Below are 23,105 nucleotides of genomic sequence, written 5' to 3' on the forward strand. Positions count from 1 at the left end.
CCCCGTGGACCTTGTTACCGCCATCAACCTGGCCGCGCTCGCTCTCGTGGCCGTGAACGTCGGGCTCGCCGTCAGCGGCGTCCGGCGGCACTACGCCGACCGCGCCAACAGCTCCCGCCGTAGATCATCCGCAACTACTCCACAGACGGGAGGACCGAACCGTGCTTGAAGCCTCACCCGAAGCCGCGCACCGCGCCGCCGGCCTACTCGCCGCAGTGCGCGACGACGACCCCGAACAGTGGCAGGCGATTCTCACGAGCGACGTCGACGGCCACGGACGGCCGTCCGCGTACGCGACGCTCTGCGCCATGACGGCGCTCGCCTACGCCGCCACGACATCCGTCGCCGACCTCCTCGACCTCGAACACGAGGAGGTCGTGCGGCGGCATGCGAACCACCTCGCCCGCGCAGCCATGGACGACAACGAAACCGGAGGAGACGGATCATGAGCACCACCGGCGAGAACACCGCCGCCGAGACGGTCGACGCGGCCACGAACGCCGACGCTGGGGCCGAGGACACCGACGGGGCACCGTCGGGCGCACAGAGCGGCGCTGACACCCCCAATCGTGAGGCTGCGAAGTATAGGAAACAACTGCGCGAGGTTGAGGCCGAGCGCGACCGGCTCGCCGGCAAGCTCGAGCAGATGCACCGCGCGGAGATCCGCCGAGCGGCCGAGGGCGCCCGGATGCACGATCCCGACGACTTCACCGTCGACGACGTCGCCGAGCTGCTCAACGACGACGGCGACGTCGACGGCGACAAGGTCGCGCAGCGCCTCGATGCGCTGCGGGAGTCCAAGCAGCACCTGTTCCAGCCGCCTCCGTCCCCGAAGGACTTTGGGGGCGGCGAGCGCGGCGCGGACATCACCGGAGGCGACGGCAACACCACATGGGACAAGGCGTTGAAACCACCGGAAGGGTTCAGAGTGACGCCGTGACCAGGTAGAATGAACGTAGCGCCGGGTTGAGGCCAGCGGCCCGCCCGGCGCTACGAACGCTCCAGGGGAGCCACCCGTCCGGCCAGGGGCCGGCGGGAACACCTGCCTTCACCCCTGGAGTCATCTTGTTCCGTTCTGACGCCAACCCTGCGTTCCTGCCCGAAGAGATCGGGAACCTCGTCGTTCAGCCGGTCGAACGCGAATCGGTCGCCGCCCAAGCCGGCACCGTCGTACCGACCGCCTCGTCCACCTTCCGCGTCCCCGTCGTCGCAGCCGACCCGACCGCCTCATGGACGGCCGAAGGCGCCGAAATCGACGTCTCCTCGGCCACGCTCGACGAAGTCGTGGTCACCCCGCCCAAGGTCGCCGGTCTGACCATCATCTCCGCCGAACTGGCAGACGATTCCGACCCGGCCGCCTCACAGATCGTCGGCGACGGCCTCGCACGCGACATCGCTCGCCAGGTCGACGCGGCGTTCTTCGGCAGCAGCGACGACGACGAGCAGCCGTCCGGACTCGAGGATCTGGCCGGCGTGAACACCGTCGACGCCGGTGGTGAGTGGGCCAACATCGACCCGTTCACGTTGGCGATCTTCTCCGCCGAGAACGTCGGCGCCACCCTCACCTCATGGGTGGCCTCGCCCGACGACGCCGTCCAGCTCGCCCAGCTCAAGGAAGAGGAGGGCAGCAACAAGCCGTTGCTGCAGCCGGATCCGACGATGCCCACGCGGCGCATGATCGGCGGCGTGCCGATGCTCGTCTCACCGGCCGTGACCCCGGGCGTCGTGTGGGGAATCCCCGCTGACCGGGCGCTCGTCGTCCGCCGCACCGACACCACGCTCGATGTCGACCGGAGCGCCTACTTCTCCAGCCACAGAGTTGGCATCAGGGCGACCATGCGCGTCGGGTTCGCGTTCCCCCACCCCGCCGCAATCCAGCGGGTGGCACTCGACATGAACAGCTAACCCCACCGCACACGGCCCCGCCGTCCACACCGGACAGCGGGGCCGTGTCGTTCCCACAGGCGCCCACACTGTCGACCCCCTCATGCAGCCGGCCCCCTCAAAGTCCCACCCCACAAACAAGGACCGGGGTAGCGTCCGCCCCCTTCCCCCTCGGCCCCGCCCTCCCCGGCGGATGACTACTACTCACCTCGCCGAGCACCCGGGCAGCACCACACTCGGACACTGGCCGACGAGCCGCACCCGCCGGGGACACGCAGCCACCAGCGGACAACAACGACACGAGCGACGACAGCGCCCGCACAACGTCAGGGCAGGGTGTATCGGCAGCTCAAACGCGAACGACAACGAACAACGAAAACAACAACGACGACGAGAACCGCGACACTCGTGGCCTCGCCGCTGCAGAGGTCGGCAGACCAGGGGGACCACCCCCACCCCGCCCAGCGAGCCTTGGGAAGGTGCTGTGGCTAGCAACGGCGGCGGGTCTGGGGTTTTCAGACTCGAACACGGCAGGAGTGGCAATGTCAGGACTGGTCCCGGTTTTCATCGGCGGAATCCGCACGATGGGTTGGCGCTCGAGGCGCGGCACGTGCGCCGCATGTGGCGACCCGCTTCCGGTGCAGCGTCATCAGGGCGGCCGCGCAGGTGGTGCTCGGAATCCTGTCGCGTCTGGGCGGCTCGGCATCCGGGGCAACAGCGTCCGCCCGCCCGGCCGGCTCACACGGAACGTTCATGACGCACCGGTCGCTGACCGGTGCGTCCTACTCGTCGACGCCGAGCCACTCGTGCCAGCAGGCCGAGCAGTCGAACAGGGCCGGCTGCTCGCGGCGACGTCGCCGGGGCACGTCGACCAGCCAGCCGCACAGCATCTCGGCCGCAGTCCCGACGGCCGGCTCGTCGACGGTGCCGCCGATGTGGCGCACGCCGCCGGACACCGGGCGCCATCCGGGCACGGTGTCGAGATCGGGCGTGTCGGGGTCGGCCTCGATCGGCCATCCGTCGGGGCCGACGGTGACCAGGCCGTCGGCGTATTGCGTCCACATGCCCAGAGCATCGGACGGCCGCGACCAGCGGCAATAGGGGTTGCGCTATGCGCATAGGTAGGCGCATAGCCGGGTCGCTACTGAGCGTCGCGGGCCGCGTCCCACGCCTGCCGATACTCGACCGTCCACTCGGCGCCCTGCTGATCGTCTGGCAGGCCGCCGAAGCCGGCCGCGAAGTGGTCCGCGGCGGTCGCGTGGTCGGCGAGGGCAAGGTGCGTCAACCCGAAGTTCAGCCGGTGGAACGTGGGCGTGAGCCAATACGCGGTGCGGGGCGGCTGCTCGCGTGCGGCCTCGTCGAGCAGCGCCCGGCGGTGTCCATGAGGCGCAGCGCCTCGTCACGCTCGCCGAGCTGGGCGTGGCCGTGCGCGGCCTGAGCCGCCGCGCCGACCCGCTGGGCGATATGCGCGCCGGGGGTGTGGTGCTCGGCCAGGAACCAGCGCACCACCCCGCGCGGGTTGCCGCGCTGCCGAGCGACGTAGCCGCGGAAGTTCGCCGCCTGCGCCGCCAGCACGCCGCTGCCGGCCTCGTCGGCGAGTTCCTCGGCCTGCCCGAGCAGCACGACGGCGCGTTCGTCGGCGCGTGTCTCGGCGTGCAGCCACCCGGCGAACTGCACATACTCGGCCGCGACCTCGGCCAGCGCTTCCCGATGCGGGCCGCGCGCCGACGGCAGCAGCGCGCGCACGGTCTCCATCTGCGACATGGACGCCGGGAGGATGATCTCCGGCCCGAGCGTGTCGTCGAGCCGGCGTTGCGCGGCCAGCAGGTCCGCAAGTGCCGACACGGTGCCACCGTCGATGCGGGAGGGGTTTTCGAGGTGCCGGGCGATCCGGTCGCGGTCGTCGTCGGTGAGGACCAGCTCGGACGCGCTCGGGTGCGCTAGCGCGCGCAACGTCCCGTCGCCGCCTACGAGCTCGTCGAGGCGGGCGGCTACCTGCGCATCGTCGATCGCCTGCGACCCGGACTCGTAACGCGACAGGCTCGATTGCGAGATCGGCACCAGGCGCGCCAACTGGGACTGTGACAGGCCGGCGGCGGCGCGGAGCCGGCGCAGGCGCTGCCCGAACGTCTCGGACATCGCTCTACCTCCTTCGCGGAGTCGATGCCCTTCGCGGACGCCCCCGGTGGCCAAACCGGGGGCTTCACCTCCGCGAAGAGGACGCGGCCAGGGTATCGCGATCACGGGCCGGGCGGGACCGTCCAGGCCGATCACCGGAGCAGGCTCGGACTCATCCTCATCGTCAGGTGATCCATCTGGACCACCTGACGTGTCACGCAGGCCGGGCTGACGTGGCATCACCCTCGACGCCAGACTGTGCGACCGCGTCCAACAGGGCACGGCCCAGCGCTGCGGCCTCGGCGAGCGTGAGCTGCAGCTGCGGCAGGTCCGCGCGGGTGATGTCCGGCTCGACTTGAACGCGCGGCTCTACCTCCCGCACATGCTGGGCCGTGCTCACCTGAAGCACCGGCTGCTCGACAACGGTGCCGTCATCGAAGCGCCACACGTTCGCGTCGGGCAGCATCAACGGCACCTCGGCAGGGAAGTTGTAATGCACGCGGTCGGGGCCCCCGTCGCTGGCCCTGTGCGTGACGCTGCACCACGACGGGCACACCAGACCGTCAGTCCATACGGACGCGGGTTTGTCGCACGCACCAGCGGTGGAAACGTCGCTGTCGGCGGCCAGTTGCCCGAGCTGGTCGAGGGAGTCTTCGACGACGGCGCGGGTGGACTCAAGCCGCTGCCGCAGCTCGGTGTAAGTAGCGTTGTGCATGGGTCGGAACCTCTGTTTCCGATCAAGGCCCTCGGTCGGTCTCCTACCACCGACCGAGGGCCGCCTTGATTACGTGGGTTACGCGGACTGATCTCCCTTCCGCTTCCGCGTGCGAGCGTCCTTGTCCATCGGGACTACTTTCTCGCCGTCGACGAGCTTGGACAGCAGTCCCGCGATTTCCTTGTCTCGGCCCTTGGCCGCGTGCTGATAGCGCATCGCCGCGCCGGGGGTCGAGTGCCCGAGTCGGGCCATGAGTTCGGCCAGCGTCGCGCCGGTCGACGCGGCCAACACCGCGCCGGTGTGGCGCAGGTCGTGAAAGCGCAGATCCTCCCGGCTGGCTGCCTTACGGGCGCGAGACCACACCTTGTAGAGCGCTGAACCCTGCATGTGTTTGGCGGGGTCGCCAGCTGACGGAAAGAGGAGATCGCTGCGGCCGGCGACGTTGTCACGCAGGTGATCCTTGACCATCGGCAGTAGGTGCGGCGGGATGTTCACCGGCCGCTTGCCCGCATCGGACTTCGGGTCCTTGACCTTCATGCCCGTTTTCGTCGAGACGACGCCGCGTCGGACGTACAGCACGCCGTTGGTGACATCGACGTCCGACCGTCGCAGCTCCGACAGTTCGCCGAAGCGCAGGGCACACCATGCCGCGAGCATGACCATCACCTTGTATCGGGCGGGAATCGCCGTGACGATCGTTTCTAGCTCAGCCAGCGACGCCGGCCGAATGTGTTTCACGCGCTTGGCCTGCCCAGCTCCACGTACGCGGCACGGGTTGGCGTCCACGACCTCTTCACTGATCGCCGTGTTGAAGATCGTCCGCAGTAAGCCGTAGGTGTGGGCGCGAGTGGTCGGCCGGTCTGGGTCCCGGAGTAGTTTCGTGTGCCACTCGCGGACCGCGGCGGGCTTGATCGAGGTTACGGGGGAGTCCCCGAAGGTGGGGAGAATGTAGTCGGTGAGCAGTTGCTCGTAGTGCTCGCGCGTGGTGTCGGCGAGGTCGCGATCCTCTAGCCAGGCTGTCGCGTACTGGCGCAGTGTCAGCGGGTTCTGTTCCGTCTCCTTCGGCGGTAGCCACGCGCCCCGCAGGATCTCCGACCGCCGCAGCGAGAGCCATGCATCCGCGTCGCCGTAGGTGTCGAACGTCAGCGGACGTCCCTCCGGCGTGCGCGCGTTGTAGGTACGTCCGTCCGGACCCTGGTAGCGGGCTTGGAACCGTCCTGATGGCAGCTCGCGGACGCTGCCGAAGTACCGCTTAGGTCGTTTGCGTGCCATCCCCGCTGCTCCGTCTCGTGCCAGTAACGTGCCAGATTGACAGTACTCTGAAGGGTACTTCGTTCCACGTTGTTCCGGCGTTACTGTTTCGAGAAATAGCAGGTCAGAACGGCATTCCTGCTGGTCTACTCAGATGCGCTCAACGTATGGCGTATCTGGTTCGAACCCAGCTGCGCCCACCCTTTTGACTTGAACTGCGGAAACGCGGGTCCGTGCACGGCGCGGCGCGGGTTTGAACGCACCGCTCATGATCCCGTGGCAGTTCAGGTAGGCGGCGGTCGGCGCGAGGCCGAGCGGCGAGCAGGGCGAGGGACGGCCGGTGAACGTACGCGCGACCAGGAGTGGCGTTCGTCGTCCGTGGCACCTGTGGCTCGTGGCCATCGCGGTGTTCGCGCTGTACGTCGGCGGTGCTCGTGACTATCTGCTCATCCTGGCCCAGTCCTCCGACTACATCCGGGGACAGTTCGGCCCGGACGGCCTCACGTATTTCGCCGACTATCCGTTCGTGCTGCGGATCGTCTGGACGATCAACATCCTCGGCGGGCTGATCGCCCCGGTGCTCCTCGTGCTGCGCCATCGTTGGGCACTTGCCGCAGCGCTGGTCGCGACGGCGGCACAGGTGGTGCTCCTCGTGACGACGTTCGCCTTCCTCGACCGGTGGGCGATGCTCGGTTCGGCGACGTCCTGGTTCGACATCGGCGTCGGAGTCGCGACGGCGCTGTTCGCTGCGTACTGCTGGGCGGTCCGGCGCCGCGGATGCCCGCGATGAGCAGGCGGTCGTCGGCGTAGAGGTCGAACAGCACGCCTGCGCGGTCGGGCCGGTCGATGCCACGATCCGGTCAGCACCGCCCGTCGGGTGTTGATCACGCCGGCGATGATGTCGTCGACGGCGTCGGCTGGCGATGCCGAAGGCGTGGCCACGGGCGTCATGCCGAGTCGATTACATCCGCTCGGGGGCCGTGATGCCGAGAAGTCCGAGGCCTTGTTCCAGCGTGCGTGCGGTCAGTTGGCACAGTGCGAGCCGGTTTTCCCTCAGCTCGTCGCTGTCGGCCTTGAGCACGGGGCAGGCTTCGTAGAACTCGGAGAACGCGCGGGCAAGTGTGTAGAGGTAGCCCGCGAGGCGGTGCGGTTCGAGCGATTCGGCGACCGCGTCGAGCGTGGCATCCAATTCGTCGAGCAGGAGCGACAACGCGCGTTCCTGCGGTTCGAGTGACAGGGACGGCTGGAAGCGGGCTTCGCCATTGCCGGCCTCGGCGGCCTTGCGCTGGATCGACTTGATCCGGGTGTGCATGTATTGCAGGTAGACGCCGGTTGCGCCGGTGAAGGAGACCATGCGGTCGACATCGAACGCGTAGTCCTTGGTGCGCACCGTGGACAGCTCGGCGTACTTGACCGCGCCGACACTTGCGGTGTCGGCGATCTCGTGGAGGTCGGCCTTGTCGAGGTCGGGCTCCTTCGCCGTGACGATCTCCTGAGCCCTGCGGAGGGCGTCGTCGAGGAGGTCGGCGAGCTTGACCGTGCCGCCCGAGCGGGTCTTGAACGGCTTGCCGTCGCTGCCCAGCACCGTGCCGAACTGGACGTGCACCACGTCCTGGTCGGTCAGCCAGCCGGCCCTGCGGGCGACGCGGAAGATCATGTCGAAGTGCTGCGCCTGTCGGGCGTCCACCACGTACAGCGCACGGGTGCCTTGAGCTCCTGCAGCCGGTAGCGAATCGTCGCCAGGTCGGTCGCGCCGTAGCCGTAGCCGCCGTCGCGCTTGCGGACGAGCAGCGGCACCCGGTCGCCGCTGGGGCCGAGGATGTCGTCGAAGAAGACGACCAGCGCTCCTTGGCTCTCCTCGACGATGCCCTTGCGCTGGAGCTCGTCGACGACGTCGTCGAGCAGCGGGTTGTAGCGGGACTCGCCGGCCAGGTCGTCGTGGTTGAGCAGAACCCCGAGTCGGTCGTAGATCCGCTGGAACGCGATCTCCGATTCCTTGACGATCTCGCGCCACGCTTCGACCGTCTCGTCGTCGCCGGCCTGCAGCGCCACGACACGGTGCTGCGCGCGCTCCTTGAACGCCTCGTCCGCGCCGAACTCGGCGCGGGCCGCGCGGTAGAGCGCATCCAATGCCGACGTCGCGTCCTCACGCTCGTCCTGGTCGACCTCGGTGTTGCGCCACGTCGCCTCGGGGTGCTCGAAGATGTACTGGATCAGCATCCCGAACTGCGTGCCCCAGTCGCCGACATGGTTCTGGCGGATGACCTCGCGCCGAGGAAGCCCAGCACGCGGACGAGCGCGTCCCCGACGAGCGTCGACCGAAGGTGCCCGACGTGCATCTCCTTGGCGATGTTGGGCGCCGAGTAGTCGACCGTCACGACCTGACCGGCTTGACTCTGGGGCACCCGTAGACGCTCATGGCTTGAGCGCCGCCCGAGCTGTTCCACGATCGCCGAATCGGTCACGTTGATGTTCAGGAACCCGGGGCCCGACAGCTCGACCTCGGTGATCCAGGGCACGCTCTCGAGATGAGGACGGAGGCTCTCGGCGAGGTCGCGCGAGTTCTGGCCCGCCTTCTTTGCGAGGGACAGCGCGACGTTGGACTGAAAATCAGCGTGGTCGGATCGGCGCACCAACGGGTCCTGACCGGCGAGTTCGGCAGGCAACTCGGCGGCCATCGCCGCGGACACCGCCTGCTCCACCTCGGACACCAATGAGCGCACCTGCTCCACCACGTCCCAACCCTTCACGTCAACTCGAAGAGGACACCGGTCCTGCTCAGTGTGCCGGGCCGCCCAGGGATTCGGCCCGTGGTTTTCAGTCGACGCCGAGCCGCTTGCTACCCAGTCAGTCGAACCCCAGCCAGACGTGCCAGCAGGCGTGGCAGTCGAACACCGCCGGCTGTTCGCGTCGACGTCGGCGGGGTGCCGTCAGCGGCCGTCCGCACAGCGCCTCGATCGTCGTGTCGGCCGGCGGTTGGTCGGCCGTGCCGCCGATGTGTCGCACGCCGGAGACGACCGGCCGCCACCCCGGCACCGTGTCGAGGTCCGGCGCATCCGGGTCGGCCTCGATCGGCCATCCGTCCGGGCCGATCGTGACAAGGGTGCCGTCGTAACGGCAGTGCTTGGCCATGGCGTTCACGGACCCGATGCTTCGCCACGACACCTCACGTTGCAATAGAATCTGTAGAATCGTGTTGCAAGTTCACCCGTAAAGCGCCCAGCTGTGACACTGTGTGGTTCGCGGCGTGGGGTCGTGTGGCCCGTATGGGCGATGGTCAGGAGTTGTGATTCCATGGATTCTGTGGATTCCACAAGGATGCGGAGGGTATCCCATGAAGCTGACGCACCTCGGCACGACATCGAAGAACGGCGGATGTCCGGAGCTGTACGCCACCGACCGCGGTACCTACATCGTGCAAGGCGCACGGGTGACCGACCCGGAGGCACTGGCGACACTGCGGGAGCGTGGCCTGCCGGAGCACGAGACCGCCGTCGAGATTCCGCAGGCTCTGCTGCGGTTCGCGCCGGAGAGCGCATGACGGTGCGCCGTCACGGCCCCGACGAGCTGGGCGCGGTGTTGGCGGGCGTGCGCCGCTCGTCGTGACGCTGGGAATGTCAGGGCTACTACGCGGTCGATGTTGCCGAGCTCGACGCGTGGCGCGCCGGACGCATTGTCGAGACCGATGACGACCGTGCCTGGCTGGCCTTCATCGGGCGCCTTCGCGACGCCGGTATCCCGTTCGAACGCGTCCGGATGCTCACCGAGCCGCTCACCGACTACCTGCGGTGGATGCTCGACACCACCCACCGCAATGTCGCCGCAGGGGAAGACATCCGCTGGATCGAGCAGAAGCCGGCACGCCGACTCGGCATGCCCGACTACGACTTCTACATCCTCGACGACGACCGCGTCGCGTTCCTGCGATTCGACGAGGCCACCGACCTGGTCGGCGTCGACGTCGACGACGATGCCGATATCGTGCGCACGCACCAACACTGGCGCGAGCAGGTGTGGCCGTTGGCCACACGGCACGCCGATTACATCGCAGGGATCCGGTGAGTATCGACAAGCGACAACTCGCGCTCGCGGACACACTGCGCAGCATCCGCGAACGCGCCGGTTACCGCACCGGCAAGGACTTCGCCGAACGCATCGGCTGGCAGACCTCGAAGGTCTCCCGCATCGAGAACGGCCGGACACTGCCCAGTGATGCGGACATCGCAGCATGGACCGACGCGGCCGGTGTCGACGACGACGTGCTCACGGCGCTCCGCGACGAGGTTCGCGAACTGCGCCTCGAGCGTGATCGTTGGAAGGCGCGTCTGCGACGCGGCCACGCGGACGTGCAGCGCGACACCGCCGAGACCGAGCGCACCGCGACGACAATCACGATGGTCGAACTCCTCCTCGTCCCCGGTCTCGTCCAGACGCCCGACTACGCCCGGCGCGTGTTCGAGCTCGCCGCCGAGATGCACGGCACCCGACGCGACACCGATGCGGCCGTCCGCGAACGCATCCGCCGTCAGGACGTGCTCTACGACCCGGCGAAGCGGGTCGAACTGCTCATCGGGGAAGCAGCGCTACGTCACCCCGTCGGCAGTCCGGCCACGATGCGCGCCCAGTGCGACCGCATCGCCAACCTCGCCGGCCTCGCTCATGTCCGCCTCGGCATCATCCCGATCGATGCCGAGCTACCCACGATCACCCTGCACGGCTACACGATCCTCGACGATCTCGTGCAGATCGAGATCAACCACACCGACGTCGTGGCAACCACAACCGACGACGTCGACCTCTACCGTCGTATCACCACCGAGCTGTGGTCCGTCGCCGTCGAAGGTGACGATGCGCGGTCGATCCTCTCGCGCGCCGCGGCGTGAACTTCGTCGTAGAACGTGACTCGCGGCAGCCCTTGCACTGCCCGGGTCGGTGCTCAGGCGCAGGCGTCTGTCTGGTGCGCGCCGTAAGTTGCCTGTTCCTCAGTGAACTGTTCTCCAGCGGAGCTGGACAGCTGCTGGATCAGACCCGTGCACGAGAAGGCTGAGTACTCCAAGTAGTTCTGAGCGGATTCAGCTGCTTGCTCGTTCCAGTCCACGTCGAGGGTGTCGACAGCCTGAATCGCGACATCCTTCGGGTACCCCTCACCGGCCGGGCTGGACAATTGCTGGATCAGCCCTTCCTTCGAGAAGGCCGAGAATTCTAGGTAGCTTTCGGCCGACCGGACCGCTTGCTGTACCTGCGGGGGTAGTTGAGGTTCGGCAGGCTGCTCCACAGTCGTCGGTTCCGCTTCGACAAGCTGCTCCGAAGTCTCCGGTTCCGTGGCCGAGGTCTCCTGGACAACTACTTCCTGCTCACTCGTGCCGCTATCGGCCGACACGTTCGGTCCCGAGTCTTCGTCCTCTCCGGTGGCCACTCCGATGACGATGAACAATCCGACAAGACCACCGAGAACCCACGGCCACTTGCGGCGCCGTTTTTGATGTTGCTGCGGTGGCTGATCGATCGACTGTTGTGGGTAGGGGGATTCGTTCGGAGCAGACATCAGTGAGTCCCTTCGCGAGTTGCCACGTACGACGTCGCTCCGTGTGTGGAACTTGTGAGCTGCGGTTATCGGAATACGTACCGGATCGTGTTGCTGCCGTGACCGTAGTACCGGCTTTCTGGCCGGCATTTTCACGCTCTAACGGCAGATGATCGTGTACGGCGCCACGAGCGCGTCGGGGCGCTGGCCGGCGGCATCGTCATCCTTGTGTCGCCGGCGGTTATCGGCTGGCGATGCCGAAGGCGTGGCCGATGGTCGAGGGGTCCTGCGCCAGTCGCAGCAACGCTGCCGCCAGGTCCGGACGGCGGGTGCTGCAGTCGCGGGCGTTGTCCTCGAGGACGAGTTCGAATTCGCCCGGGTGGTCGGCGTCGCTGAGCGGGCCCGGGCGCACGATCGTCCACTCGCACCAGTGCCGAGCCCGGCGGAGCGTGGCCTCCATCGCCGCCAGGTCGGCGAACACGCGCCGGCCAGCCCATCGCACGTAGCCCATGAACACGCGCCGGGGTAGCGGTTCGGCCGTGCTGGACCACAACAACGGTGCCGCCGACGTGACCAGCAACCGCCGGATGTCATTGCGTCGCATCGCCGCCAGCAGGTGCTCGGTGCCGCGCCGACACACGGGCAGCGGCTTGTCGAACGACGTGTTGCCCAGCGCCGAGATCACCACGTCGGTGTCGCCGGGCAGGTCGAACTCGCGCTCGCGGAAGATGTCGACCTGGCGCACCTGCACGCCGTCGGGCGCGGAATACCGGCCGGCATCGCGCACCAACGCCGTGACCCGGTGTCCGGCGTCGATCGCCTGCGCCACGACCTGCCGGCCGGTTCCACCCGAGGCTCCCGCGACGACGACATGCATGGCGCACCCTCCGGACTAGTACGGCTTGACTATTCCACGGTAGGGCGATCCGGACCCGCTAGTCAACATGGACTAGAACGTCGTAGGCTGCGCCCATGACGGCCACCAAGCTCCTGATCCTCGCCTCGCTGCGCGAACTCGGCAGCGCGCACGGCTACCAGATCCGGCGCGATCTGCAGCACCGCGGAGTCGACGTGTGGGCCAACATCCAGCAGGGCTCGATCTACCACGCGCTGGGCAAGCTCCACCGCGACGGCCTCGTGCGCGAGGCGCCCACCACCAAGGGGCCCTCGCGCGGCCCCGCCAGGACCGAGTACGCGATCACCGCCGCCGGCCGGACGGCGTTCGTCGATTACCTCGAACAGGCGCTGAGCTCCTACGGCGGCGACATCTCCGAGACCATCGCCGGCGTCGGCCTGATGACCGAACTGCCCCGCCGGCGCGTGATCGAACTGCTCTCACAACGGGTCGACGGGCTGACCACGTGGCGATCCCAGGTGGTCGACGTCTACGAGGCCAGCGACGAGGACTGGCTCCACCACGTCGAAGCCATCCGCCTGTGGGCACGCACCGCCGACAGCGCCATCGACTGGACCACCGACCTCATCCACCGCCTCGAACAAGGCGACTACGTCATGGCCGGCGAGGAAGCCGAGGAAGCTGACGGAGGGGAACGCACCGACGATCGTTGATCGTCGGTGCGGTCCTGTCCGCATTCGGGGCGGTGCGCGGGTACGGTGGTTGCTGCGGGTCCCGCCCACCTCCCCCTCGTGGCGGGACCCGCCCTCACGTCAACGGCCGGCACCTGCTCAGCGGGCGACCTTCTTCGGGAAGATGATCGCCGCCAGCCACACGGCCACGGCGATGAAACCGCCGCACCACAGGACGCCGATCCACCATTCGTCGCCCGGCGTCGCGCCGCTGAACAGGGCCCGCGAGGCGTCGATGATCGGCGTCATCGGCTGGTGGCCAGCGAAACCCTGCAGCCAGTCCGGCATCGTCGCCACCGGGGCGTAACCCGACGAGACGTACGGCAGGAACAACAGGATGAAGCCGTAGCCGCTCGCCGCCTCCGCCGATCCGGCGACCATGCCGAGCACGGCGAACACCACCGTGATCACCAGGATCCACAGGGCGATCATGCCGACCGCGCCGAGCAGCTCCAGCACGCCGGCGTCGGTGCGGAAGCCGACCGCCACCGCGACGGCGAGAACCACCGCCGTGGCCAGCATGTTGCGGACCATCGACGACACCGTGTGTCCCAACAGGACGGTCACGGCCGGAAACGGCATGGTGCGCAACCGATTCATGAAACCGGTCGTCATGTCGTTCGACACCACGATCGCCGTGTACGAGGCACCGAAGCCGGCCGTCGTCAACGCGATCGCCGGGAGCACGTACGCCAGGTAGTCGCCGCGGTCGCCGCCCTGTCCCGCCGCGATCGACTCGCCGAAGATGAACACGAAGATCAGCATCAGCATCAGCGGCAACAGGACCGCCATCAGCAACGATTCGCCGTCACGGAACGACTGCTTCAGGCTGCGCGTGCTGAACACCTTCAGTGCCGTGAACCACCCCGCCCCGCGCATGGGCGGCGTGGCCGGCGCGGTCCCGACGTCGGTCGGACCCGGAGATCTCGGAGATCTCGGCGATGTCGGTGATGTCTTCGATGTGGTCGTGGTCATGCGGCAGCCTCCTGTCGGTCGGCCCCGTCCTGCGCGGCCGGTTTTCCGGTGAGTTCGAGGAACACCTCGTCGAGCGTCGGCCTGCGCACCGTGACGTCGAGGTCGGGATGCGTCTCGGCGACCGACGTCAGGTGTCGGGCGACGTCGGCGGCCGAACCCTGCGTCGGGATCTCTCCCACCACGTGCCCGGCGGTGTCGTGCAGCTGGATCGTCGAACCGCCCACCCGCGCCTTGAGCTGCGCCGCCGTGCCGTCGGCGACGATGTGCCCGTCGTGCAGCACGAGGATCCGCTCGGCGAGCACGTCGGCCTCGTCGAGGTACTGCGTCGTCAGCAGGATCGACGCGCCCGCGTCGCCAGCGCGGTGATCTCGTCCCACAGCGCCTGTCTGCTGCGCGTGTCGAGTCCCGTGGTCGGCTCGTCGAGGAAGATCAGCTGGGGTTCGGCGACGAGGCTCGCGGCGATGTCGAGCTTGCGTCGCATGCCGCCCGAATAGGTCTCGACGTGGTTGCCGGCCGCGCCGGTCAGGTCGAACCGTTCCAACAGCACATCGGCCCGGCTGCGCGCTTCCCGACCGGACAGGCCGAACAGCCGGCCCATCATCAGCAGGTTCTCCATGCCGCTGAGTCGGCCGTCGACCGCCGCGTACTGGCCGGTGAGCGAGATGCGGGTCTGCAGGGCCTTGCGGTCGCGCCGCGGGTCGAGGCCCAGTACGCGCACGTCGCCGGTGTCGTGGGGGATGAGCGTCGACAGGATGTTGACCAGCGTCGTCTTGCCGGCCCCGTTCGGCCCCAGCAGTGCGTGGATGCCCGGTGGCAGTGTCAGGTCGAGGCCGCTGAGTACGACGTGGTCGCCGTAGCTCTTCGAGACCCCCGACAGCTCGAGAAGAGTGGAATCTGTGTACGTCATAAACCGAGTATGACATATACAGTGTAGGTCGTACACATCTAATTCGGATGGTGCGAGAATGCGCGCATGGACGAACGCACCGAGACCGGACTGCCGCGCGCCGTCACCATCGCCTGGGGGATGCACGAGGTGCCGCAGCGCGGACCGAACCGCGGGCTCAGCCACGAACGGATCGTGGCCGCGGCGATGGAGATCGCGGACACCGACGGTCTCGCGGCGGTCACCATGCAGGCGGTGGCCAAGTCCCTGGGCTTCACCACCATGTCGCTGTACCGATACGTCTCGGGCAAGGACGAACTGCTGCGCCTCCTGCAGGACGCGGCGCTGAACATCCCGGGACCGATCGACCTGCCCGACGACTGGCGCGAGGCGCTGCGCGTGTGGGCGGGCCACATCCGCGAGGGCTATCGCAGGCACCCGTGGGTGCTCGGGATTCCCCGCGGCCAGGTGTCGGTGCTCATGCCCAGCAGCGTGCGGATCGCCGACCTCGGCATGGCCGCGATGCGCGAGCTACCGATCGACGACGGCGAGAAGATCGGCGTCGTCCTCGTGCTGTCCCAGCACGTCGCCGCGACCGTCGAACTCGAACGGCACCTCGCCGACGAAGGTCCCGTCACGGTGTCCGCGCAGGGGGCGGAGATGCTCGACCAGGTCATCACCGCCGAGCGGTTCCCGCACCTGAGCGCGGTGATCAAGGCCGGCTACTACCCGGGCGCCGAAACGGAGATCGGCAGTATGGCCGACGGGATGGACGAGGACCACGGGGTCGACGACGACTACGAGTACGGACTGGACCTGGTCATCTCCGGCCTGGAGCGGCGACTCGAACAGCAACAGGCCCAGCACGACGAGCAGGGTCCGGCCGCATAACCCGAGGTCGGCGCGCATTACCCGGTCACCCGCGCCGGACTCGGGTTACGCTCGGATTACGACCCCGGCCGTGTCCCCGACGGCCTCACCCCGACCCGAGGTTGTGCGTGCACCCCGACGAACGCCCCGGACCGACCGGTCCGGACCGCCCCGAGCCCGAACCCGGCGCCGACCGCAGGGTGCGCTGGCTGCCCGTCGTCCTGGCGATGGTCGCCGCGGTGCTGATGGTGGGCGGGGTGGTGGTCGTCAGCAACGTCCTGGCCGGCGACACCGATTCCGGTGCGGACGTCGCGCCCGCGGCCGACCCGGCCGCGCCGGACTCGGCCGCCACGGCCCTGCGCGACTCCGGCGCCGAACTGGCCGACGTCGACTGCGAACCCGCCGAGCTCGGCCCCGGCCGCGAGGCCACGCGCGCCTACTTCGAGGACGTGCTCGACTGTCTCGACCGCGCATGGCAGCCCGTGCTCGACGAGACGGGCGCCGAGCCGAGGCCCGCGGCGCGACGTGTCCGAGACGACCGACACCGCCTGCGGTCCGCTGCCGCCCGCCGACCGGGCGCTCGGTCTGTACTGCGACGCCGACCACACGATCCACCTGCCGTACTCGCGGCTCGCCGAGTCCGCGGGCGAGGCCAACGAGCCGGCGTTCCTGGCCACGCTCGCCCACGAGTACGGCCACCACGTCCAGGCGTTGACGGGGGTGTTCACCGAGGCGGGCCACGCGCTGTCCGATGCGACCGTCAGCCGCGAGAACGAGGTCGGCAGGCGGCTCGAACTGCAGGCCACGTGCTTCGCCGGGATGTTCTTCGACGCCGCGCGCGACACCGGACTCGGTGACCGCGCCAGCGGCCCCGCGGTCGCCGTGCAGGACTTCGCCCACTGGAGCGGGGTCGAGAGTCACGGCGGAACGCAGCTCCAGCAGCGATGGGCCACGATCGGCTTCGACGGCGGTTCGCTGGCCGAATGCGACACGTGGAACGTGCCGGCCGCCGACATCGGCGGCGCCGAGCAGGACCGGGGGAGCGGTTAGTCCGACTTCTCCGCGGTCGCGCCGTCGGCGCCGTCCTCGGACTCCGCGGCGTCGGGCTCGGAGCCGGAGCCGGAGTCGCCGTCGGAGCCGGCCAGCACGTGGACGACGACGCAGGTGATGTTGTCCGGACCGCCGGCCTCGTTGGCGAGCTCGATCAACGTCGCGACCGCGTCGGCCGGGTCCTCACCCTTGCCGAGTACCTTGCCGATCTCGTCGGGGGAGACGACGTCGCTGAGCCCGTCGGAGCACAGCAGGTACCGGTCGCCCTCGCGCGCCTCGTGCATGTCGACGTCGGGCTCGGCCTCCTGGCCCGCCAACAGGGCCTTGATCAACACCGAGCGTGCGGGGTGGACCGCGGCCGTCTCCTCGTCGAGCTTGCCCTCGTCGACGAGCGACTGGACGAGCGTGTGGTCGCGGCTGAGCTGGGTGAGCTCGGCCTCGCGCAGCCGGTAGGCGCGCGAGTCGCCGATGTGCCCGAGCGCGAATTCCGAGCCGAGCCACAGGATCGCGGTGAGCGTCGTGCCCATGCCGGCCAGCTCGGGGTCGGCGGCGACCCGCTCGTCGAGCACGCCGGACGCGGCGGCGTAGACGGCGGCCAGCTCCTCGGTGGGTGAGAGCTCGGTGGTCGCTGCTTCCAGGCGCGCGTCCAGGTCGCGGACCGCGTCGATCGCGATCGCGCTGGCGACCTCACCCGCGGCGTGCCCGCCCATTCCGTCGGCGACGGCGAGCAGGCGTGGCGTCGTGAGAGCGGAGTCCTCGTTCCCGCTGCGCCGACGCCCGACGTCCGAGCCTGTCGCACACCGCAGCTCGAGCACCTCGTCACGTGTCATGACTGCAGTGAACCATCACCGGCCGGCGCGCGTGACGTGGCGGGTGGGAAACGGTGCATTTCGACCCGCCTCGGCGGCCCCGGGTGGGCGATTGGTCGCGTTCGGACGCCGCCCGGGCGCGTTCGGTGATCATGACGACGACCGGTGACCGCCGGTGGCGGCGTTCACCCGAGTCGCACCGCGAGACTCCGATCGCGGCGAGCTAGGGTGGGCGTCTCGATCGAGGTTCGCGGGTCCGCGCGTGCGCGCGGAAGGGGAGGTTTCGCCGGTGTCCAACGATTCCTTCGTCCACCTGCATGTGCACACCGAGTACTCGATGCTCGACGGTGCGGCGAAGATGGCTCCGCTGTTCGCCGAGGCGTCCCGGCTCGGGATGCCGGCCGTGGGCATGACCGACCACGGCAACATGTACGGCGCCGACGAGTTCTACCAACAGGCGAAGAAGGCGGGCATCAAGCCGATCATCGGCATCGAGGCCTACATCGCCCCGGAGAGCCGGTTCCACAAGAAGCCGGTGTTCTGGGGGCAGAGCAACCAGCGCGGCGCCGACGACTCCGGTGAGGGCGGCGACGTCTCCGGTGGCGGTGCCTACACGCACATGACGATGCTCGCCCGGAACGCCACGGGCCTGCGGAACCTGTTCAAGCTCTCGTCGCTGGCGAGCATGCAGGGCTACTACCGCAAGCCGCGCATGGACCGCGAGCTGATCGCCGAGAACGCCGAGGGCATCATCGCCACCACCGGCTGCCCGTCCGGCGAGGTCCAGACGCGCCTGCGCCTGGGCCAGCCCGACAAGGCGCTGCAGGCCGCGGCCGACTACCGCGACATGTTCGGCAAGGACAACTTCTTCCTCGACTGATGGACCACGGCCTGGCCATCGAACGTTCGGTGCGCGAAGGCCTGCTCAAGATCGGCAAGGAACTCGGGCTGCAGCCGCTGGCCACGAACGACTCGCACTACGTCACCAAGGACCAGGCCGACGCCCACTCGGCGCTGTTGTGCGTGCAGTCGGGCAAGACGCTGTCCGATCCGAACCGGTTCCAGTTCAACGGCGACGGCTACTTCCTCAAGTCCGCCGAGGAGATGCGCGAGTACTGGGACAAGGAGGTCCCCGGTGCCGCCGACGCGACGCTGCTGATCGCCGAGCGCGTCGAGTCCTACGAGGACGTCTACGCGCACAAGGACCGGTTGCCGCGGGCCGAGGTGCCCGAGGGCTACGACGAGTCGAGCTGGCTGCACCACGAGGTCCTCAAGGGACTGGAGTGGCGGTTCCCGGAGGCGTGCCCGACGGCTACGTCGAGCGGGCCGAGATGGAGCTGGGCGTCATCGCCCAGAAGGGCTTCCCCGCCTACTTCCTCGTGGTCGCCGACCTCTGCAACTACGCACGCAGCGTCGGCATCCGCGTCGGCCCCGGCCGAGGGTCCGCGGCCGGCGCGCTCGTCGCCTACGCACTCGGTATCACCAACCTGGACCCGCTGCCGCAGAACCTGCTGTTCGAGCGGTTCCTCAACCCCGAGCGCGAGTCGATGCCCGATATCGACATCGACTTCGACGACCGCAGGCGCGGCGAGATGGTCCGCTACGCCACCGACAAGTACGGCGCCGACAAGGTCGCCCAGGTCATCACATTCGGCACGATCAAGACCAAGGCCGCGATCAAGGACGCCGCGCGCGTGCACTACGGCCAGCCGGGCTTCTCGATCGCCGACCGGATCTCGAAGGCGCTCCCGCCGCCGATCATGGCCAAGGACATCCCGCTGTCCGGCATCGTCGACCCGGAGCACGAGCGCTACGGCGAGGCCGCCGAGGTGCGCTCGCTCATCGAGAGCGACCAGGAGGTCTCGACGATCTTCGAGACCGCGCGCGGTCTCGAGGGCCTGATCCGCAACGCCGGCGTGCACGCGTGCGCGGTGATCATGTCGAGCGAGCCGCTGCTCGAGACGATCCCGCTGTGGCAGCGCGACGACGGCGCGATCATCACGGGCTGGGACTACCCGTCCTGCGAGAACATCGGCCTGTTGAAGATGGACTTCCTCGGGCTGCGCAACCTCACGGTCATCGGCGACGCGATCGACAACATCAAGGACAACCGCGGCGAGGAGATCGACCTCGACCGGCTCGGCATGGACGATCCCGAGTCGTACAAGCTGCTCGGCCGCGGCGACACGCTCGGTGTGTTCCAGCTCGACGGCGGCGCGATGCGCGACCTGCTGCGGCGCATGGGACCGACCGGCTTCGAGGACATCGTCGCCGTGCTCGCGCTGTACCGGCCCGGTCCGATGGGCGTGAACGCGCACAACGACTACGCCGACCGCAAGAACGGTCGGCAGGAGATCATCCCGATCCACCCCGAGCTCGAGGAGCCCCTGAAGGAGATCCTGGCCGAGACCTACGGCCTGATCGTCTATCAGGAGCAGATCATGCAGATCGCGCAGAAGGTCGCCGGTTACTCCATGGGCCGAGCGGACGTGCTGCGCCGGGCGATGGGCAAGAAGAAGAAGGAGGTCCTCGAGAAGGAGTTCGAGGCTTCCACGCCGGTATGCAGACCAACGGCTTCTCCGACCAGGCGATCCAGGCCCTGTGGGACACGATCCTGCCGTTCGCCGGTTACGCGTTCAACAAGTCGCACGCCGCCGGCTACGGCCTGGTGTCGTACTGGACCGCCTATCTGAAGGCCAACTACCCGGCCGAGTACATGGCGGCGCTGCTGACGTCGGTCGGGGATAATAAGGACAAGTCGGCGGTGTACCTGTCGGAGTGCCGCAGGCTCGGCATCAAGGTGCTGCCGCCCGACGTCAACGAGTCCGGCCCGCGCTTCGCGGCGGTCGGCGACGACATCCGGTTCGGCATGGGCGCGGTGCGCAACGTCGGGCTCAACGTCGTCGACTCGATCATCAAGACCCGGGGCGAGAAGGGCAAGTACAGCTCGTTCACCGACTTCCTCGACAAGTCCGAACTCGTCGCGTGCAACAAGCGCGTGCTGGAATCGCTGATCAAGGCGGGCGGGTTCGACTCGCTCGGCAACACGCGGCTGTCGATGGTGCAGGTGCACGAGGACGCAGTCGAGGCGGTCGTGCCGCTCAAACGCCAGGAGGCGATGGGCCAGTTCGACCTGTTCGGCGCGGGCTCGGCCGACGACACCGACGCGGCGGCGTCGTCCTCGTCGCCGCTGGCGCATCTGAAGTTCGACGAGGACGAGTACCCGCGGAAGCAGAAGCTCGCCTACGAACGGGAGATGCTCGGCCTGTACGTGTCCGGGCACCCGCTCGACGGCGCCGAGCGGATCCTGCGCAAGCACGCCAGGAAGCCGATCGCCGCGATCCTCGCCGACCCGCCGAAGGAAGGCGAGATCGAGGTCTCCGGACTGCTGACGGCGGTGGAGCGCCGCGTCAACAAGAAGGGCGAGCCCTGGGCGATCTGCACCGTCGAGGACATGGACGCCGCGCTGGAGGTGCTGTTCTTCCCGAAGTCGTACGCGATCTTCGCCGCCGACCTCGTGGAGGACAACGCCGTCGTGGTCAAGGGCCGCGTCAACTGGCGGGAGGACAAGATGTCGGTGTTCGGCGGCGGGCTCGTGCCGCTGGACCTGTCCGACATCGCCGCTGGCGACGAGGAGGCTCCGCTGATGCTGGTGGCCTACCCGGACAAGCTCAACCACAGCGCCGTCATCGAACTCAAGCAGACGCTCAAGGCCCACCCCGGTGACACGCCGGTCCGGGTGAAACTGCAGGGCAAACGCGAAACCGTGTACGCGCTGTACGACTACCCGGTGAAGGTCAGCTCGATGTTGATGGGCGAGCTCAAGGGCATCCCGGGCATCATGGCCGGGTGAACCCTCAGGGGGCAGGGGCCGCTTCCGCCCGGGAGCACACCCCGGACCGCGCCGGTGGCGGGCACTGGCCGTCACGCTGACGGCCGGGTTCATGTCGCTGCTCGACGTCAGCATCGTCACCCTCGCGCTGCCGTCCATTCAGGACGGACTGGACGCGTCGGTGTCGGGGACGCAGTGGATCGTCTCCGGCTACGCGTTGACGTTCGGGCTGGTGCTCGTGACCGGCGGCCGCCTCGGCGACGCGTTCGGCAGGCGGCGCATGTTCCTCGTCGCGCTGTCGGCGTTCGTGCTCACCAGCGGTATCGCCGGCGCCAGTTCGAGCGAGGAGATGCTCATCGCCGCGCGGCTCGCGCAGGGCGTGGCCGCCGGCATGCTGACCCCGCAGAACACGGGGCTCATCCAGGAGCTGTTCCACGGCGCCGAACGAGGCAGGGCGTTCGGCATGTTCGGCGCCACCGTCGGACTGTCCACCGCGATCGGGCCGGTGCTGGGCGGGGTGATCATCGCGGCGTTCGGCGACGACGGCTGGCGGTGGGTGTTCTACGTCAACCTGCCGATCGGGCTCGTCGCGCTCGCGCTCGCCGCGCGGTGGCTGCCGACGAGCGCGCCGCGGCGGAAGGGCATCCTCGCCGACCTCGACGTCCTCGGGATGCTGCTGCTCGGCCTGGCCGTGCTCGGCGTGCTGCTCCCGCTCGTGAACTCCGAACAGGGTGGGCTCGCGCGGCTGTGGTGGATGTTCCCGCTGGCGGCCGCGTTCGGCTGGCTGTTCGTGCGCTGGGAACGCGTCCTCGTCCGCCGTGGGCGCGCGCCCGTGCTGCATCCCCGCCTCTACACCGACACACCCGGGTACGCGATCGGCGCGGCCATCGGCGCCGTGTACTTCTGCGGGTTCGCGGGCATGTGGCTGGTGTTCGCGATGTTCTTCCAACAGGGGCTCGGCTTCTCGCCCCTGGTCTCGGGCCTGCTGGTGACGCCGTGCGCGCTCGGTTCGGCCGTGGCGTCGGCGTTCGCGGGCCGGGCCGTGGCCCGATGGGGCACTCGGGTCACGATCACCGGGCTGGTCCTCAGCGCGCTCGGACTGGCGCTGGTGGCCGTGCTCGTGCCGGTCGTGCCGGACGCGGCGCTCGGCTGGGCCGTCGCGTCCTCGCTGCTGCTCACCGGTATCGGCGGCGGCATGGTGATCTCCCCGAACACGACGTTCACCCTCGACCGTGTGCCGACGGCGATGGCCGGCGTCGCCGGCGCGGCGCTGCAGACCGGGCAGCGGCTCGGCACGGCGGTGGGCGTGGCCGTGCTCGCCTCGGCGTTCCACGCGGGCGGCACCGACGGCGACGGTTACCGCACGGGGCTGATGCTCGCGATGGTGTGCGCGGTCGCGTTCACGCTGGTCGCGCTGACGTTGGCCGTCCTGGACGCGCGGAGGAATCCGCGCCGCCGGTTGGCCACCCGACCCGCGGAGGCGGGCCCGTCGACCTGATGCCGGCGGTCAGGACTTGGTCGTGGAGCCGTCGTCGGGCTCGTCGGTCCTGGTGGTCGCCGCGGCCGCCGTGGTGTTCGCCGAGCCCGAGTCGGACGGCACCGTG

General features: G+C 68.8%; 25 protein-coding genes and 3 pseudogenes. 13 read left to right on the plus strand and 15 right to left on the minus strand.

Annotated features, from left to right (window positions below; translation table 11 throughout):
* Window positions 1-4 precede the first annotated feature (4 nt).
* The 4 genes from BJF85_RS28705 to BJF85_RS06300 all read left to right on the plus strand — a co-directional run bounded on the left by BJF85_RS28705 (window position 5) and on the right by BJF85_RS06300 (window position 1,905).
* Window positions 5-169: a hypothetical protein gene (locus BJF85_RS28705; RefSeq protein WP_222844455.1), complete on the plus strand. Its 165-nt coding sequence runs from the start codon at window positions 5-7 to the stop codon at window positions 167-169.
* Entirely contained in the window at window positions 162-449 is a 288-nt protein-coding gene (locus BJF85_RS06290) for a hypothetical protein (RefSeq protein WP_139320490.1), read from the plus strand. The genes BJF85_RS28705 and BJF85_RS06290 overlap by 8 nt, the downstream gene beginning before the upstream one ends.
* A complete protein-coding gene (locus BJF85_RS06295) occupies window positions 446-940 on the plus strand; it encodes a hypothetical protein (protein ID WP_075846152.1) in 495 nt (164 codons plus the stop codon). Before BJF85_RS06290 ends, BJF85_RS06295 begins: the two co-directional genes overlap by 4 nt.
* 125 nt (window positions 941-1,065) lie before the next feature.
* On the plus strand, window positions 1,066-1,905 hold the full coding sequence (locus BJF85_RS06300; protein ID WP_083666007.1) for a phage major capsid protein: 840 nt from the start codon (window positions 1,066-1,068) through the stop codon (window positions 1,903-1,905).
* Between the two features lie 761 nt (window positions 1,906-2,666).
* Here the strand turns inward: BJF85_RS06300 and BJF85_RS06305 are convergent.
* From BJF85_RS06305 to BJF85_RS06320, 5 genes are all read right to left on the minus strand, one after another.
* Window positions 2,667-2,948, minus strand: a complete 282-nt coding sequence (locus tag BJF85_RS06305; protein ID WP_075846153.1) for a hypothetical protein — start codon at window positions 2,946-2,948, stop codon at window positions 2,667-2,669.
* A 77-nt stretch (window positions 2,949-3,025) separates the two neighbouring features.
* Window positions 3,026-3,169 carry a hypothetical protein gene (locus tag BJF85_RS29725; protein WP_255375438.1) on the minus strand — a complete coding sequence of 48 codons (144 nt, stop codon included), beginning with the start codon at window positions 3,167-3,169 and terminating at the stop codon, window positions 3,026-3,028.
* Between the two features lie 8 nt (window positions 3,170-3,177).
* Window positions 3,178-4,023 carry a helix-turn-helix transcriptional regulator gene (locus tag BJF85_RS06310; RefSeq protein WP_255375439.1) on the minus strand — a complete coding sequence of 282 codons (846 nt, stop codon included), beginning with the start codon at window positions 4,021-4,023 and terminating at the stop codon, window positions 3,178-3,180.
* A gap of 193 nt (window positions 4,024-4,216) precedes the next feature.
* Window positions 4,217-4,717, minus strand: coding sequence for a hypothetical protein (locus BJF85_RS06315; protein WP_075846154.1), 501 nt, complete (start codon window positions 4,715-4,717; stop codon window positions 4,217-4,219).
* Window positions 4,718-4,795: 78 nt separating this feature from the next.
* Window positions 4,796-5,989 (minus strand): site-specific integrase, encoded by a 1,194-nt coding sequence (locus tag BJF85_RS06320; RefSeq protein WP_075846155.1) that lies wholly within the window; start codon window positions 5,987-5,989, stop codon window positions 4,796-4,798.
* A 319-nt stretch (window positions 5,990-6,308) separates the two neighbouring features.
* On the opposite strand from BJF85_RS06320, the gene BJF85_RS06325 reads away from it, so the two are divergent.
* Window positions 6,309-6,758 carry a hypothetical protein gene (locus BJF85_RS06325; protein ID WP_139320491.1) on the plus strand — a complete coding sequence of 150 codons (450 nt, stop codon included), beginning with the start codon at window positions 6,309-6,311 and terminating at the stop codon, window positions 6,756-6,758.
* A gap of 171 nt (window positions 6,759-6,929) precedes the next feature.
* Here BJF85_RS06325 and BJF85_RS29730 read toward each other — a convergent pair whose 3' ends face one another.
* From BJF85_RS29730 to BJF85_RS06335, 3 genes and pseudogenes are all read right to left on the minus strand, one after another.
* On the minus strand, window positions 6,930-7,322 hold the full coding sequence (locus BJF85_RS29730; protein WP_369822114.1) for a DALR anticodon-binding domain-containing protein: 393 nt from the start codon (window positions 7,320-7,322) through the stop codon (window positions 6,930-6,932).
* 69 nt (window positions 7,323-7,391) lie between these two features.
* Window positions 7,392-8,646: pseudogene (argS, locus tag BJF85_RS06330) on the minus strand (arginine--tRNA ligase); the annotation flags it as partial.
* 169 nt (window positions 8,647-8,815) lie between these two features.
* Window positions 8,816-9,109, minus strand: coding sequence for a hypothetical protein (locus tag BJF85_RS06335; protein ID WP_139320492.1), 294 nt, complete (start codon window positions 9,107-9,109; stop codon window positions 8,816-8,818).
* 193 nt (window positions 9,110-9,302) lie between these two features.
* Here BJF85_RS06335 and BJF85_RS06340 point away from each other — a divergent pair, with 193 nt between their 5' ends.
* From BJF85_RS06340 to BJF85_RS06350, 3 genes and pseudogenes are all read left to right on the plus strand, one after another.
* Window positions 9,303-9,509, plus strand: coding sequence for a hypothetical protein (locus BJF85_RS06340; RefSeq protein WP_075846158.1), 207 nt, complete (start codon window positions 9,303-9,305; stop codon window positions 9,507-9,509).
* Between the two features lie 77 nt (window positions 9,510-9,586).
* Window positions 9,587-10,030 (plus strand): annotated as a pseudogene (locus BJF85_RS26450) (DUF6879 family protein); the annotation flags it as partial.
* Window positions 10,027-10,851 (plus strand): helix-turn-helix transcriptional regulator, encoded by an 825-nt coding sequence (locus tag BJF85_RS06350; protein ID WP_075846159.1) that lies wholly within the window; start codon window positions 10,027-10,029, stop codon window positions 10,849-10,851. The pseudogene BJF85_RS26450 and the gene BJF85_RS06350, both read left to right, overlap by 4 nt.
* A 53-nt stretch (window positions 10,852-10,904) precedes the next feature.
* Here BJF85_RS06350 and BJF85_RS06355 read toward each other — a convergent pair whose 3' ends face one another.
* Window positions 10,905-11,513 (minus strand): Ltp family lipoprotein, encoded by a 609-nt coding sequence (locus BJF85_RS06355; protein ID WP_083666010.1) that lies wholly within the window; start codon window positions 11,511-11,513, stop codon window positions 10,905-10,907.
* A gap of 220 nt (window positions 11,514-11,733) precedes the next feature.
* Window positions 11,734-12,369, minus strand: a complete 636-nt coding sequence (locus BJF85_RS06360; protein ID WP_075846161.1) for an NAD(P)-dependent oxidoreductase — start codon at window positions 12,367-12,369, stop codon at window positions 11,734-11,736.
* A 95-nt stretch (window positions 12,370-12,464) separates the two neighbouring features.
* On the opposite strand from BJF85_RS06360, the gene BJF85_RS06365 reads away from it, so the two are divergent.
* Window positions 12,465-13,061, plus strand: coding sequence for a PadR family transcriptional regulator (locus tag BJF85_RS06365; protein WP_075846162.1), 597 nt, complete (start codon window positions 12,465-12,467; stop codon window positions 13,059-13,061).
* A gap of 117 nt (window positions 13,062-13,178) precedes the next feature.
* Here the strand turns inward: BJF85_RS06365 and BJF85_RS06370 are convergent, their stop codons facing one another.
* From BJF85_RS06370 to BJF85_RS31180, 3 genes are read right to left on the minus strand one after another with little or no spacing between them, the layout of a single operon-like run.
* Window positions 13,179-14,054, minus strand: coding sequence for an ABC transporter permease (locus BJF85_RS06370; protein ID WP_139320493.1), 876 nt, complete (start codon window positions 14,052-14,054; stop codon window positions 13,179-13,181).
* On the minus strand, window positions 14,051-14,431 hold the full coding sequence (locus tag BJF85_RS31175; RefSeq protein WP_369822101.1) for a hypothetical protein: 381 nt from the start codon (window positions 14,429-14,431) through the stop codon (window positions 14,051-14,053). Before BJF85_RS31175 ends, BJF85_RS06370 begins: the two co-directional genes overlap by 4 nt.
* On the minus strand, window positions 14,383-14,961 hold the full coding sequence (locus BJF85_RS31180; protein ID WP_369822102.1) for an ABC transporter ATP-binding protein: 579 nt from the start codon (window positions 14,959-14,961) through the stop codon (window positions 14,383-14,385). The genes BJF85_RS31175 and BJF85_RS31180 overlap by 49 nt, the downstream gene beginning before the upstream one ends.
* 66 nt (window positions 14,962-15,027) lie before the next feature.
* Here BJF85_RS31180 and BJF85_RS06380 point away from each other — a divergent pair, with 66 nt between their 5' ends.
* A complete protein-coding gene (locus BJF85_RS06380; RefSeq protein WP_075846164.1) occupies window positions 15,028-15,831 on the plus strand; it encodes a TetR/AcrR family transcriptional regulator in 804 nt (267 codons plus the stop codon).
* A gap of 85 nt (window positions 15,832-15,916) precedes the next feature.
* On the opposite strand, the gene BJF85_RS27870 is transcribed toward BJF85_RS06380, so the two are convergent.
* Window positions 15,917-16,240, minus strand: coding sequence for a hypothetical protein (locus BJF85_RS27870; RefSeq protein WP_075846165.1), 324 nt, complete (start codon window positions 16,238-16,240; stop codon window positions 15,917-15,919).
* A 95-nt stretch (window positions 16,241-16,335) separates the two neighbouring features.
* On the opposite strand from BJF85_RS27870, the gene BJF85_RS06390 reads away from it, so the two are divergent.
* Window positions 16,336-16,860, plus strand: a complete 525-nt coding sequence (locus BJF85_RS06390) for a neutral zinc metallopeptidase (protein WP_075846166.1) — start codon at window positions 16,336-16,338, stop codon at window positions 16,858-16,860.
* Here BJF85_RS06390 and BJF85_RS06395 read toward each other — a convergent pair.
* Entirely contained in the window at window positions 16,857-17,690 is an 834-nt protein-coding gene (locus BJF85_RS06395) for a PP2C family serine/threonine-protein phosphatase (protein WP_075846167.1), read from the minus strand. The two genes, BJF85_RS06390 and BJF85_RS06395, sit on opposite strands and share 4 nt — an antisense overlap.
* Before the next feature lie 268 nt (window positions 17,691-17,958).
* On the opposite strand from BJF85_RS06395, the pseudogene dnaE reads away from it, so the two are divergent.
* Together dnaE and BJF85_RS06405 are read left to right on the plus strand one after the other, a co-directional pair.
* Window positions 17,959-21,522, plus strand: a pseudogene (gene dnaE, locus BJF85_RS06400) (DNA polymerase III subunit alpha).
* Window positions 21,523-21,586: 64 nt separating this feature from the next.
* Window positions 21,587-22,999 carry an MFS transporter gene (locus tag BJF85_RS06405; RefSeq protein ID WP_075846168.1) on the plus strand — a complete coding sequence of 471 codons (1,413 nt, stop codon included), beginning with the start codon at window positions 21,587-21,589 and terminating at the stop codon, window positions 22,997-22,999.
* The last annotated feature ends 106 nt before the right edge of the window (window positions 23,000-23,105 follow it).

It is taken from the genome of Saccharomonospora sp. CUA-673 (genome assembly GCF_001942305.1).
GTDB lineage: Bacteria > Actinomycetota > Actinomycetes > Mycobacteriales > Pseudonocardiaceae > Prauserella.